This window comes from Streptomyces sp. NBC_00659 (assembly GCF_036226925.1).
Taxonomy (GTDB): Bacteria; Actinomycetota; Actinomycetes; order Streptomycetales; family Streptomycetaceae; genus Streptomyces.
The window spans coordinates 7,752,089-7,765,327 of the sequence record NZ_CP109031.1 but is presented as its reverse complement, the minus strand read 5'-3'; the positions used below and the strand labels follow the sequence as shown (position 1 = coordinate 7,765,327).

Genomic DNA, 13,239 nt, shown 5'->3' with positions numbered 1-13,239 from the left:
GCCATTCTCCAACGCGTGAACGACGGAAGATCGGCCGGGCACGGTGGCGCGGGACCGTACGACAACGGTGGCACGGCGCGGCCCCACCGCCGGGCGTACGACGGCGACCGCGCGACGGATGCGGCCACCGCCGCCCTCGCGTCGAACACGCCTTCCCCGTCCCGTCGTCCATGACCCTCTGACCTAGGGACCACACGACCATGACCGAGCAGCAACTGCCCGCCTGGGCCGATCCGTCCGTCTCCCCCGCCGCGCTGGACCCGCAGGGCATATCGCGGCGCGGGCTGCTGCGCGGCGCGGGCCTGTTCGGGGCGGCCTTCGCGGTCGGCTCGCTCGCCGCGCCCGCGGCGGCGTCCCAGAGAGGCCCCGGCGGCAGCGACCCGCGCCTCGCCTATCTCGTGGGCGACCATCACATCCACTCCGTCTACAGCCACGACGCGAAGTACACGTTCTCTCAACTCGCCCGCGCCGGAGCCGAGTACGGTCTCGACTGGATGGTCTTCAACGAGCACTCCAACTTCGGGCACGCCTCCTACGGCGCCCGGCTGGAGCACCAGGAGATCCTGAAGGCGCGCGCCGCGAACCCGCGCCAGCTGATCTTCCAGGGCCTGGAGTGGTACATCCCGGCCGCCGAGCACGCCACCGTCTTCGCCGCCCCGGGCCCGCACGAGGTGGACCTGCTCACCCGGTTCGAACTCGCCTACGACGGAAAGCTGCTGGGCTACACGGCGGGTTCGCCGACCAACCCCGACACCGCCCGCAACGAGGCGCACGCGGTCAAGGCCATCCAGTGGCTGGCCGAGCAGCGCCGCACCGGATACGTCGACGACGTGCTGGTCCTCGCCAACCACCCGTTGCGCCTGGGTATCGACTCCCCGCACGAGATGCGCAACTGGCGCGACGCGGCCCCCGAGATCATGATCGGCATGGAGGGCGCGCCCGGCGCCCAGGGCGGCGGCATCCCCGGCTGGGTGGGCTCGGGGCAGCAGCGCGGCGAGTACGTCAACAAGCCCTCGGAGAACTCCTTCGCCGGCTATCCGGGGGACGCGTACGTCCTGTACGGCGGCTTCGACTGGATGACGGCCACGGTCGGCGGCATGTGGGACGCGATGCTCGCCGAGGGCCGGCTGTTCACCATCACCACCAACTCCGATGTGCACCGCGTCGTCTTCGACACCTGGAAGAACGGCGACTGGGCGCCCGGACAGAACTTCGACAACACCGGGCACGTCCCCGACCCGGTGAACACCGACTCCCAGCAGCCGGGCGGCGACTTCTGGCCCGGCCAGTTCAGCCGCACCCATGTCGGCGTGACCCGCTACGGCCACCGCGCGGTGATGGCGGGCCTGCGCGCGGGCCGGGTCTGGCTGGACCACGGCCATCTGCTGGACGGACTCGACGTCCGCCTGAAGCGGGACCACGACCACGGGGCGGGCGTCACCCTGGGCGGCCGGATCCGCGTCCGCAAGGGCGACCGGCTCACCCTGTCGGTCGCCGTGACGACGGCCTCACGCCCCAACGCCCATGGAATCCTGCCGGAGTTGGCGCATGTCGACGTGATCCGCGGCGCGGTGCGCGGCCCGGCGGCCGACCGCGATGTCTGGCGGGCCCCCGACACCAAGGTCGTCCGGACCGTGGACGTGAGCGGCCGCAAGGGGACGTACACCCTGCGCGTTCCGCTGACCGCCGGGGACGAGTCCTTCTACGTCCGGCTGCGCGGCAGCGACGGCAACAGGAACGGCGCCGGATACCTCGGTGCGGCGATCGACCCGCACGGCCCGATTCCGCACGTACCCGGAAACGGTGACCCGTGGGTCGACACATGGTTCTATTCCAACCCGCTGTTCGTCGATGTGGAAGGCTGCCGATGAAGCGTCACTTAATGTCCACTGCCTGCCTGTTGGGAGCTTTCACCGTCGGCATGAGTACGTCGGCCGCGATGGCCGGCGAACCCGTGTGGACCGAGACCGGCACGTCGTACGTCGACTCGCTGAGCGGTGGACAGGGCCTGGCGAGCCGTGCGGACGGCTCGCTGCTGCACCGCGGGCTCGCCTCCATCCCGCTCGTCCTGCGCATCAAGGGCTGGAACCATGTGGGCGACCCGGACATCGCCCGGGGTTCCGTGTTCGACGCCTACCAGGGGCCCGACACGGCGACCTCGAAGATGTTCGCCGTCACCACACCCGCGGGCAAGCGGTTCGAGTACGTCCACCGGCTCGACCCGGGCGAGAAGCTGAACAACTCCTTCGCGACCGTGTCGCCCGACGGGCAGTGGCTGGTCTCCGGCGAGTGGGGCGACCAGAACCGGCTCCAGGTCTTCCCCGCCCCGCTGCTCAACCCGTCGACCCCGCCCACCGGCGGATCCCTGCCGGGGGCCGGGCAGATCACCCTCGACAGGCCCGTCGCCGACATCCAGGGCTGCGACTTCGTCGACGACACCCGGCTGCTCTGCGCCTCTGACGACAGCTCGCGCGCGCACTTCCCCGAGGACCGGCCGCTGCTCCAGGTCGACCTGGAGAGGAAGGTGGACGGCCGGCCGGTCACGGGACATGTCACCAGCCTCTTCGCCCTGCCGCAGCGCAGCCTGTGCACGGACGGGACGTACGAGGCGGAGGGCGTCGACTACGACACGGCGAGCGGGACGCTGCGCGCCGAGGTGGTCCAGCCCGGTGCGTGCAGCGTCGCGACCTCCGTGTACGCGTACCGGCTCGGGTAGGAGGCCGATGCGGAGGGGCCTGGAGCACCGCCGGGCCCCCGAGTCCCACTCGTAAAACCGCGACACGCTCCGCGGGACGGCGGCGGGCTTCCCGCCGCCGTCGGTCTCCACCGTGCCCTCGACGGCGGTCCGCACTCCGCCCGGCACGTCCTGACCCATACGGCATGCTGGGTCCGTACGTCCGGACCGCCCCGGCCGGGGCCAGGCCCCAGGGAGCCCGTCATGGCAGGTCAGCAGCGCGCCGCAGAACACCTGCGAGGCCTCGTCCGTACCGACGCCGAGGAGCCCCGCATGCGCGGCCTGCACGCGGAGACCCGGCACACGCCGCTGCGACGGATCGCGGACACCGAACCGAACCCATGACCACCCTGTCCGCTCCCGGCCGCCTTCTCGCCGTACTCGCCGCCTTCGACCACGAGCACACGGCGCTGTCCCTGACGGACATCAGCCGCCGGGCCGGCCTCAGCCTCACGACCGCCCACCGGCTGGTGGCCGCGCTCGCCGAGTGGGGCGCGCTGGAACGGGACACGGACGGGCTCTACCACGTCGGCCTGCGCCTCTGGGAGGTCGCGGCCCTCGCTCCGCGCGGGCTCGCGCTGCGGCAGATCGCCCTGCCGTACCTGGAGGACCTGTACGAAGCGACGCACGAGAACGTCCAGTTGGCGGTCCGCGACGGCGTCGAGGTCGTCTACATCGAGTGGATCGCCGGGCGTTCGTCGGTCGGTGTACGCATCCAGGTGGGCGCCCGCTGGCCGCTGCACGCGACGGGTGTCGGGCTCGCGCTGCTCGCGCACGCGCAGCCCGCGGTCCAGGACGCCTACTGCGCCGGGCCGTTGGCCGCCTACACGGCGTACACCATCACCGATCCGGCCCGCCTGCGGCGCACTCTGGCCGAAGTCCGGCGTACGGGTGTGGTGGTGAGCGCACGTCAGGTGACCGAGGACGCCCTGTCGGTGGCCGCGCCGGTGCGCGGCACGGACGGCACCGTCGTCGCGGCCGTGTCGCTCGTCGTGCCCCGGGCCGACGCGCAGGTACCGGTGTTGATCCCGGCGGTACGGCTGGCGGCCCGCGGAATCTCCCGGGCCCTCGGCTGGCGGCCGACGGCCCGGACGGAGCCACACGTCTGACGCGGGCGCGGGCAAGGCCGCGGGCCCGCGCCTGGCCACCCCACCCCGGCGGCAGGAGCGAAACCGAGGCGGTCCGGCGCCCGTCGCCGATGGCGGTGCCGGCCCGCTTCGACCGGCCCGGCACCGTTGCCGTCCCGCGACCGGGCGACCGCAACCCCGCCGGGCCGACCACGCGTGCCCTGCCTCAATCAGGCAGCGCGGCCAGCAAACGGCGGTCCCGGGGTGAATGGCTGCGGTCGAGGCGGGTGTCCAGGAGGCGGCGGGCCGCCTCGCAGCGGCCCGCCGCGACCAGGGCGTACAGCAGGGTCTCCTCGACGACCTCGCGCTGGGCCGCGCTGCCGCCGACCCGGCCGAGAAAGGGGAGCAGCGCGTCCAACCCCCGGGCGGCTTCGTGGAAGCGTTCCTCGACGAGGGCGGCGAAGGCTTCGCAGAGGGGGACGACGACCTCGCGCTGCACGGGGTCGGCCCCCGCGGCGTGGTCGCGCAGCCGGCGCAGTGCCGCGAGGTCACCGGCGGCGGTGAGGGCGACAGCCGCGTGCAGCGCGGTGAAGGCGGTCGCGGGCCGTTCCACGATCTCGCGGGCGACACTGTCGAGGACGTCCGCCGCCGGTACCCGCCCGCGCCAGCTGTCGCTGAGCCGGGCCCGCCACAGCAGCGACCCCGAGTCGACCAGAGCGCGTACGCCTGTCACCCGCCCCGGAGCGAGCTGGGCGTACCAGCGTCTGCGGACGGCGGCGGGATCGTCCAGGGCCAGTTCGTGCAGGGCGATGTGCCAGGAGAAGTGGGCCCGGTGGACGGCGCCCCGTCCGTGCCCGGACACCCAGGCGTCCAGCCAGTCGCGGCCGCTCTCGTGGGCCCCTGACTCGTAGTGGACGTGGGCGAGGGCGTGCACGGCGTGTCCGGAGGCGGGCTCGGCGGCCAGCGCGTGCCCGGCCAGTTCGGCCGCTTCGTCGTAGCGGCCCTGACCCTGGCGCAGGAAGGCGAGGAGCGAGGCGGGGAACCAGTGGCCGTCGTAGGCCGGCGAGGCGCGCTCGACCAGGCTCAACGCGTATGAGCTGTCGAGGTCGTTGATGCCGGAGAAGGCGATGGTGGGCACGGCCGCGGCGAGCGCGAGCGCGTCGGCGGGGTAGGCGGCCAGGTGGCCCAGCAGGGCGCGCGCGGCGGTGTCCGGGCTGTCGCCGTGCACGCGGTGGGTCACCACGTCGACGAAGGAGCGTTCCCGCGCATCGGCCCGTTCCCGCGCGCAGCGCCGCGCGTCGGCCAGTGCCCGCTGTACGTCGACGTCGGCGCCGCACTCATGGCCGAGCAGGGCGAGGGCCGCGTGCCCGAGCGCGAAGCCGGGGTCGAGGGCGACGGCGCGCGCGAAGGCGTCCTCGGCGCCGGCCCTGACCTTGAGGACCCGTTCGAGGCCGGTGCGGTGGGCGGCGGCCGCCTCGGCGTGGGTGGACAGCGGGAGCCCGTGCGCGTCGAGGGGCCGACGGCGGGCGGGGCGGCGCCGGGGAGCCAGTGGGGCGAGCACCTGCTCGGCCAACTCCGCGGCCTGGACGCGGATCTCGGGGACGGCGGTGGTCTCCCACAGTTCACCGCGGCGCGGAGCGCCGAGGGTGAACACCGCGAGCTGGGTCCTGCCCGCGGTGTCGAGGAGCCGGCCGTCGCGGGTCGCGACGCCCAGGCCGAGCGGGCCGGGCACGGCGGCGCCCGTGTCGAACAGCGAGCGCCACAGGGGGTCTTCGGGGCGCGGCCCCGGCCCGGTGCAGTCGATCACCCAACCCGCCGTGACGCGCCGCCCGTTGGAGAGGGTGAGCAGCTCGGAGCCGTCCGGCCGGGGGACGGCGTCGGCGATCCCGCCGGTGTGCACACGCAGGCGCCGGGCCGTGCGGGCACGGTCCAGCGACTCGGCCGTCGCCGGTGCCGTCCGGTGCCGGTGGGTGTTCCAGAGCGCGCCCTCGCTCCGCAGGAAGGCGGCGCGTTCCTCGGGTGTGAGGCTGCGCCACAGGCGCGCGGTGTGCGGGCGCAGGCTGTCGAGCGCGGGGCGCCAGTCGCCGTGGGCGCGCACGGCGCGGCCGATGTGACGGTAGACGGCCCGGCGCAGCGTGCGCAGGGTCGGCGCGTCGAGCCCTTCGGGCGCGGCCATCGCCGGTGCGGGGCTCAGCGCGTGCGCCTGTGGCAGCAGACCGGTGCGGGAGAGGGCGTGCACGGTGCGTCCGGGACGGTCGAGGCTGAGCGCGAGGTCGACCGCCGTGAGTCCGGTGCCCACGAGCAGGACGTCGTCGCTCGCGCCCTCCCGCCCGCGGGCGGCCGGTTCGGCGAGCGGTCCGTCGAGGGCGCCGGGCGCCCAGGGCGAGCCGATGAACCGTTCGGAGGTACGGAGCCGTGGCGGGGCCCAGGCACCCGTCGTGGCGGCCGGTCCGGTGGCGAGGACCACGCTGTCGGCCGCCAGGCCGTGCCCGTCGGCGAGCCGGAGCTCCAGGCCCCCGTCCGGAGCGGGGGCGCAGGCCTCGGCCCTGGTCCGCAGCCGGTGCACGGCGACCGTGCCGTGGGCGTGCACGATCGCCCGGGCCAGGGTGTCGGCGAGATAGGCGCCGTACCGGTAGCGGGTGGCGAAGTCGGTTCCCCTGACGGTGGGTTCGCCGTGCCGGCACAGCCATCGGGTGAAGTGGCCGGGGTCGTCGGGATAGCAGCTCATTCCGCCCGCGGGCACGTTCAGCCGGTGCCGGGGATCGGTGGTGGCGTAGGCGCTGCCCCGCCCGGCTTCGGGGGCGGGGTCGACCAGGAAGAGGTCGAGCGGGGTACGGCGGCGGGTCGCCGTCTCGCACAGCTGCACGGCGGTGAGGGTGCCCGCGGCGCCCACTCCGACGATGGCCACGGCGTGCCGCTCACGGGCTGGGTTCACGGATGCCTCCGGCGTGGGTTGTCGCGGGTCCGGCAAGCGGGACTTCTCCTTCACTCCTGTGTCCGCGGAGTCCCGAAAGGGCTCCCGGAAGGACTCCCGAGTGAACTCCTGGAAGAACTCCCGGAAGGGGGATCTCATGGAGAACTCAGGATCGGGTAGGGCACTTCATACTCTGTTCACAATGCGGGGTGGCCCGGCAACCGTGGATTCAGGCCGTCTCTCCGCGCGTCTTCACGGGAATCTCAGGCTGGGGCAGCCGGATTCAAAGAATCAACCCAGGAAAGTCCCGCAGGATGCACCCGCAGTGGTGGTGAGCGAGAGAACCGAGGAAAGGCGTTCCGTGGGCGTCCCTGAGATATCGAACCGGCCCGAGTCCGCACCGCGGGACCCGGGGCCGGTGCGCCGGCGTCCGGGACGTCCGGCCTGGTCACGGCGTGGAATTCTCGCGGCCTTCGGTGCCGCCGTACCGGCCCTCGCGCTGAGCGGGTGCGGAGGTACGGCGGGCGCCGCCGACGGGAAGGACACGACGGCGACGGGTGCCACCGGGGCCGGGGCGAAGGCGAAGACGCAGGTGAAGACGCCGACGGTCACCGTCTCCCCCGCCGACGGCACGAAGAGGGCCGGCTTCACCGCTCCGGTCGTGGTCTCCGTGACGGACGGCACGCTGTCGGCGGTCGAGGTCTCCGGCAACGACGGTTCCACTCTGGCCGGATCCTTCAACGACGACCGTACGCGCTGGACCTCCGCCAGGAATCCGTACTCGGGCACCAAATACACGGTCACGGCGAAAGCGGTGGGTGCCGCGGAGCACACCGCGACGTTCGTCACGAAGTCCCCGGGCGAGACGTTCGCCGGCTATTTCACGCCCGAGGCGAATTCGACGTCCGGCGTCGGCATGCCCGTGTCGATCAACTTCACCCAGGCGGTGAAGGACCGGGCCGCCGTGGAAAAGGCCATCACGGTGACGGCGGAGCCCGCGGTCGAGGTGGTCGGTCACTGGTTCGGGAACACCCGGCTCGACTTCCGTCCCGCGGGGTACTGGGCGGCGGGCACGAAGATCACGCTGAGTCTGCGCCTCAAGGACGTAGAGGGCACGGACGGCGTCTACGGCGTCCAGTCCAAGGACGTCACCTTCCACATCGGCCGCCGCCAGGTGAGCACCGTCGACCTCGCGAAGAAGACCATGACGGTCGAACGGGACGGGAGCACCCTCGCCGGCTACCCGGTCAGCGGCGGCGCCGCGGACCACACCACGTGGTCCGGGATCATGGTGATCAGCGAGCGGTTCAAGGAGACCCGGATGGAGTCCTCGACGGTCGGGCTCGGCGACGAGTACGACATCGCGGACGTTCCGCACGCCCAGCGCCTGACCACCTCGGGCACCTTCATCCACGGCAACTACTGGGCCGCGGCCTCGGTATTCGGCGGCAGCAACACCAGCCACGGCTGCGTCGGCCTCCATGACACGAAGGGCGCGAACGACAACTCCGTGCCGGGCTACCGGTTCTACGAGAGCTCGATGCTCGGCGACGTGGTGGTCGTCGAGAACTCGGGCGAGCGGACCGTCGAAGCGTCGAACGGCCTGAACGGCTGGAACCTGTCCTGGGCCGACTGGAAGGCCGGCAGCGCTCTTTGAGGGCCGAACCCGATGGACAGGCTTCAACTGCCCTTCGTGGCACGTCCATCGGGCCTTCCGGCTTCCTTCACGGCGTGAACTCCCTTGCAGCGAAAGGACTTTCTCGGCTTCACCTCTTGACGACCGGAGTGACAGAGAGCACATTGGCCGCGCAGCTTTTGTGAGAGCGCTCTCAAGCAGCCATGGGAGCGCTCCCCCCCACCCGCGCACCCCACACTCCGTACGCGAAGAGGCACCCATGAGTGAAACTTCCGGCACACCCAGACGCGGCTCCGTCCGGCGCGTGCTCATCGCCGTGCTCGGCACGCTGAGCCTGGCGGCGGCCGCCGCGACCGCGGCCACCCTCCCCGCCAACGCGTCCGCGCCCACACCCCCCACCGGCTGGTCCCAGGTCTTCGTCGACGACTTCACCGGCACCGCCGGGAGCGGCGTCAACACCACCAACTGGCAGTACACGACGGGCACCAGCTACCCCGGCGGGCCGGCCAACTTCGGTACCGGCGAGGTCGAGACGATGACCTCCAGCACCAGCAACGTGGCCCTGGACGGCAGCGGCAACCTGCTGATCACCCCGCGCCGTGACGCCTCGGGCAACTGGACCTCGGGCCGGATCGAGACCAAGCGCACCGACTTCCAGCCCCCGGCCGGGGGCAAGCTGCGCGTCGAGTCACGGCTGCAGATGCCGAACGTGACCGGCGCCGCCGCCAAGGGCTACTGGCCCGCCTTCTGGGCGCTGGGCGCGCCCTACCGCGGCAACTACCAGAACTGGCCGGGCGTCGGCGAACTGGACATCATGGAGAACGTCCAGGGCCTCAACACCGAGTGGGCCACGATGCACTGCGGCACCAGCCCGGGCGGCCCGTGCAACGAGACCAGCGGCATCGGCAACAACACGCCCTGTACCGGGACGACCTGCCAGGCCGGCTTCCACACGTACGCGATGGAGTGGGACAGGTCGACGAGCCCCGAGGAGGTCCGCTTCTACCTCGACGGCGTCAACTTCCACACGGTGAAGGCGAACCAGGTCGACGCGACCACCTGGGCGAACGCCACCAACCACGGCTACTTCATCATCCTGAACGTCGCGATGGGCGGCGGCTTCCCCGACGCCTTCGGCGGCGGCCCCGACAGCGGCACGGAGCCCGGTCACCCGCTCGTCGTCGACTACGTCCAGGTGCTCCAGGCGGCCGGCAGCGGCGGTGGCGGCACCACTCCGCCGCCCACCGGCAACCGTGACGCCTACAGCGCCATCCAGGCCGAGTCCTACGACAGCCAGAGCGGCGTCGTCAGCGAGACCACCACGGACACCGGCGGCGGCCAGGACATCGGCACGATCGCGAACGGCGACTACGCGGTCTACAAGGGTGTCAACTTCGGCTCCTCGGCGGCCACCCAGTTCTTCGGCCGGGTCGCGAGCGGCGCGGCGGGCGGCGTCAGCGGCCTGGTCGAGGTGCGCCTCGACAGCCGTACGAGCACACCGGTCGCCAGCTTCGCGCTGGCCAACACCGGGGGCTGGCAGTCCTGGAGGACCGTGCCCGCGAACATGAGCTCCGTGACCGGAACCCATGACGTCTATCTGACCTTCACCAGCGGCCAGCCCGCGGACTTCGTGAACGTCAACTGGTTCGACTTCGGTCACTGACCGGTGGGACCGGCAAGGTGAACTGACGGGTAGTCACCCGTAGAACAGCCCGACGAGCGGGGCGGACCCACCAGGTCCGTCCCGCTCAGCGCAGTTCGGTCCGGAAGGCCACCGGGGTCGCCCCGGTGTGCTGATGGAAGAACTTCGAGAAGTTGGCCGCGTCGGGAAAGCCGACGGCGGCCCCGATGCGCCCGATCGGCATGTCCGTGTGGGCGAGGAGCCGTTTGGCCTCCAGGACGACCCGCTTGTCGATGAACCCCTTGGGCGTCTCGCCGGTGGCGGCCCGCACCGCGCGCACCAGGGTCCGGCGTGAGTACCCGAGGGCGTCGGCGTAGGCGCTGACGCTGTGGTTGACGGCGAAGTCCTTCTCGACCGCGTCCCGGAAGCGGGTGAACGTGGTGTCCGTGTGCTCGTGGGCGGCCTCGGCGGAACTCGCCGCGAGGTGGGCGAGGCGCAGCAGGAACGCGGTGAGCGAGTGCCGCAGCACCGCGGTGCGCAGGCTGAGCGGCAGCGTGGTCGTGTCGACGTACTCGCGCTCCAGCTGGGTGAGCGCGTGTTCCAGTGCGGCCAGCCGGGCGGCGTCGGGGCGCAGCAGCGGGGGCAGGTCGTAGCGGTAGAGGCCGGTCGCCTCGACGGTCGCGCGGGGCAGGAATCCGGGCTGCATGGTCAGGACGGTGCCGCGGTACGGGTCGGTGCTGGAGAAGCGGTGCACCTGGCCGGGCCTGATCCACAGGATGTCGCCCGCGCGGGCCTCGTACTCCGCGAAGTCGATCATGTGCCGCACCGGTCCCTCGTGGAAGAGCATCACGACGTGGAAGTCGATGCGGTGGACGCGTTCCAGCGGGGCGTCCGCGTGCCAGGTGCGTCCGGCCCCCATCGCGCCGACCTGCATGCCCACGCCGGACAGGCTCAGATCGGCCGGAAAGGGAAAGGTCCTGATGCCGTCCCGGCCGGCTGCACCGCCGGTGCCGCCTTGGGTGGTTCTGTCGTTCATGTCCTTCTCGCGTCGGCTCGCCACGGCTCCACGTGTCCCATTTTCACCGAAGGCTGACACGCGGGCACCTTCCCCAGCAAAAGTCTGACTTTTAGGTTTGAACGCACAGACCGCGTTGCAGCCCATGTCGTAAGGACTTCTTGAAGATGAGCACGCAGAGCTCCGACGGCTTCACCTGGACCGGGCTCGACCGCCGAGCCGTCGACACCGCCCGCCTTCTGGCCGCCGACGCCGTGCAGAAGGTCGGCAACGGCCACCCCGGAACCGCGATGAGCCTGGCCCCGGCGGCGTACACGCTCTTTCAGAAGGTGATGCGTCACGACCCGGCCGACCCGGAGTGGACCGGCCGCGACCGCTTCGTCCTGTCCCCCGGCCACACCTCGCTGACCCTCTACACCCAGCTCTTCCTGTCAGGTTATGAACTCGGCCTCGACGATCTGAAGGCGTTCCGCACCCACGGGTCCAAGACGCCCGGCCACCCCGAGTACGGGCACACCGCGGGCGTGGAGACCACGACCGGTCCGCTCGGCCAGGGTGCCGCCAACGCGGTGGGCATGGCGATGGCCGCCCGCTACGAGCGCGGTCTGTTCGACCCGGAGGCCCCCGAGGGCGAGTCCCCGTTCGACCACACCATCTGGGCGATCGTCTCCGACGGCGACCTGGAGGAGGGCATCTCGGCGGAGGCCTCCTCGCTCGCCGGCCACCAGAAGCTCGGCAACCTCGTCTTCCTCTACGACGACAACCACATCTCCATCGAGGGCGACACGGCGACCGCCTTCTCCGAGGACGTGCTGAAGCGCTACGAGTCGTACGGCTGGCACGTGCAGCGCATCGAGCCCGCCCCCGACGGCGACATCGACGTGCGCGCCCTGTACACGGCGCTCAAGGACGCGCGGGCCGAGACAGGACGCCCGTCCATCATCGCGATGCGCACGGTCATCGCCTGGCCCGCCCCGAACGCGCGGAACACCGAGGCCTCGCACGGCTCGGCGCTGGGCGCCGAGGAGATCGCCGCCACCAAGCGGATCCTGGGCTTCGACCCGGAACAGACCTTCCAGGTGGACGCCGACGTGCTGGCCCACGCCCGCCAGGCCCTGGACCGGGGTGCCGAGGCGCACGCCGCCTGGGACAAGCGGATCGGCGCGTGGCGCACCGAGCGGCCCGAGAACGCGAAGCTCTTCGACCGGATCGTCGCCGGACAGCTTCCCGAGGGCTGGGAGAGCGCGCTGCCGGTGTTCGAGGAGGGCGGGAGTGTCGCCACCCGCGCAGCCTCCGGCACGGTCCTCCAGGCGCTCGGCGCCGTACTCCCCGAACTGTGGGGCGGCTCCGCCGACCTGGCCGGCTCGAACAACACCACCATCGACAAGACGTCCTCCTTCCTCCCGAAGGGCAACCCGCTGCCGGAGGCGGACCCCTACGGCCGCACGATCCACTTCGGCATCCGTGAGCACTCGATGGCCGCCGAGATGAACGGCATCGCGCTGCACGGCAACACCCGTATCTACGGCGGCACCTTCCTGGTGTTCTCCGACTACATGCGCAACGCCGTCCGGCTGTCCGCGCTGATGCAGCTCCCGGTGACGTACGTGTGGACGCACGACTCGATCGGCCTCGGCGAGGACGGTCCCACCCACCAGCCGGTCGAGCACCTCGCCTCGCTGCGCGCCGTCCCCGGCCTGAACATCGTCCGCCCGGCCGACGCCAACGAGACCGCGATCGCCTGGGCCGAGATCCTCAAGCGGCACGCCACGAACCCGGCCCCGCACGGTCTGGCCCTCACCCGTCAGGGCGTGCCGACCTACCCGGCCAACGCCGACGCCGCGCGCGGCGGTTACGTCCTGCGGGACTCCTCCACCGAGACCCCGGACCTCGTCATCGTCGCGACCGGCTCCGAGGTGCGGCTCGCCGTCGCGGCGCGCGAGCTGCTGGAGGCCGAGGGGGTCGGCACCCGCGTGGTGTCGATGCCGTCCGTCGAGTGGTTCGAGGAGCAGTCCCCCGAGTACCGCGCCCGTGTCCTTCCGCCGTCCGTGAAGGCCCGCGTGGCGGTCGAGGCCGGAATCGGTCTGACCTGGTACCGGTACGTCGGTGACGCCGGACGCATTGTCTCGCTGGAGCACTTCGGCGCCTCGGCCGACGCCGGGACGCTGTTCGCCGAGTTCGGCTTCACCCCCGAGAACGTGGCCGCCGCCGCGCGGGAATCTCTTGCCGCAGTCCGCGGTTGATCCGTTCGC

General features: G+C 72.1%; 9 protein-coding genes. 7 read left to right on the top strand and 2 right to left on the bottom strand.

Going from position 1 to position 13,239, the window contains the following annotated elements; genetic code table 11:
• Positions 1-200 precede the first annotated feature (200 nt).
• The 4 genes from OG410_RS33910 (at position 201) to OG410_RS33895 (ending at position 3,843) form a co-directional block, all read left to right on the top strand.
• Positions 201-1,871 carry a histidinol-phosphatase gene (locus OG410_RS33910; protein WP_329302592.1) on the top strand — a complete coding sequence of 557 codons (1,671 nt, stop codon included), beginning with the start codon at positions 201-203 and terminating at the stop codon, positions 1,869-1,871.
• Positions 1,868-2,716: a hypothetical protein gene (locus OG410_RS33905; RefSeq protein WP_329302591.1), complete on the top strand. Its 849-nt coding sequence runs from the start codon at positions 1,868-1,870 to the stop codon at positions 2,714-2,716. The genes OG410_RS33910 and OG410_RS33905 overlap by 4 nt, the downstream gene beginning before the upstream one ends.
• A 222-nt stretch (positions 2,717-2,938) precedes the next feature.
• Positions 2,939-3,079, top strand: coding sequence for a hypothetical protein (locus tag OG410_RS33900; protein WP_329302590.1), 141 nt, complete (start codon positions 2,939-2,941; stop codon positions 3,077-3,079).
• Positions 3,076-3,843: an IclR family transcriptional regulator gene (locus OG410_RS33895; protein WP_329302589.1), complete on the top strand. Its 768-nt coding sequence runs from the start codon at positions 3,076-3,078 to the stop codon at positions 3,841-3,843. The genes OG410_RS33900 and OG410_RS33895 overlap by 4 nt, the downstream gene beginning before the upstream one ends.
• Positions 3,844-4,027: 184 nt before the next feature.
• Here the strand turns inward: OG410_RS33895 and OG410_RS33890 are convergent, their stop codons facing one another.
• A complete protein-coding gene (locus OG410_RS33890; protein WP_329302588.1) occupies positions 4,028-6,736 on the bottom strand; it encodes an FAD/NAD(P)-binding protein in 2,709 nt (902 codons plus the stop codon).
• Positions 6,737-7,076: 340 nt separating this feature from the next.
• Between OG410_RS33890 and OG410_RS33885 the strand changes: the two genes are divergently transcribed.
• Positions 7,077-8,372, top strand: coding sequence for a L,D-transpeptidase (locus OG410_RS33885; protein ID WP_443063832.1), 1,296 nt, complete (start codon positions 7,077-7,079; stop codon positions 8,370-8,372).
• Positions 8,373-8,610: 238 nt separating this feature from the next.
• Positions 8,611-10,014, top strand: coding sequence for a glycoside hydrolase family 16 protein (locus OG410_RS33880; protein WP_329302587.1), 1,404 nt, complete (start codon positions 8,611-8,613; stop codon positions 10,012-10,014).
• A gap of 85 nt (positions 10,015-10,099) precedes the next feature.
• Here the strand turns inward: OG410_RS33880 and OG410_RS33875 are convergent, their stop codons facing one another.
• Complete coding sequence (locus OG410_RS33875; RefSeq protein WP_329302586.1) at positions 10,100-11,008, bottom strand: helix-turn-helix transcriptional regulator; 909 nt, start codon at positions 11,006-11,008, stop codon at positions 10,100-10,102.
• Positions 11,009-11,154: 146 nt separating this feature from the next.
• Here OG410_RS33875 and tkt point away from each other — a divergent pair, with 146 nt between their 5' ends.
• Positions 11,155-13,230 (top strand): transketolase, encoded by a 2,076-nt coding sequence (gene tkt / locus OG410_RS33870; protein ID WP_329302585.1) that lies wholly within the window; start codon positions 11,155-11,157, stop codon positions 13,228-13,230.
• Positions 13,231-13,239: the final 9 nt, after the last annotated feature.

What these genes read in the sequence shown, in the direction of transcription:
- OG410_RS33910 (WP_329302592.1), top strand. Translation starts at nt 201, where the DNA reads ATGACCGAGCAGCAACTGCCCGCCTGGGCCGATCCGTCCGTCTCCCCC.
- OG410_RS33905 (WP_329302591.1), top strand. Translation starts at nt 1,868, where the DNA reads ATGAAGCGTCACTTAATGTCCACTGCCTGCCTGTTGGGAGCTTTCACC.
- OG410_RS33900 (WP_329302590.1), top strand. Translation starts at nt 2,939, where the DNA reads ATGGCAGGTCAGCAGCGCGCCGCAGAACACCTGCGAGGCCTCGTCCGT.
- OG410_RS33895 (WP_329302589.1), top strand. Translation starts at nt 3,076, where the DNA reads ATGACCACCCTGTCCGCTCCCGGCCGCCTTCTCGCCGTACTCGCCGCC.
- OG410_RS33880 (WP_329302587.1), top strand. Translation starts at nt 8,611, where the DNA reads ATGAGTGAAACTTCCGGCACACCCAGACGCGGCTCCGTCCGGCGCGTG.
- OG410_RS33875 (WP_329302586.1), bottom strand. Translation starts at nt 11,008, where the DNA reads ATGAACGACAGAACCACCCAAGGCGGCACCGGCGGTGCAGCCGGCCGG.
- tkt (WP_329302585.1), top strand. Translation starts at nt 11,155, where the DNA reads ATGAGCACGCAGAGCTCCGACGGCTTCACCTGGACCGGGCTCGACCGC.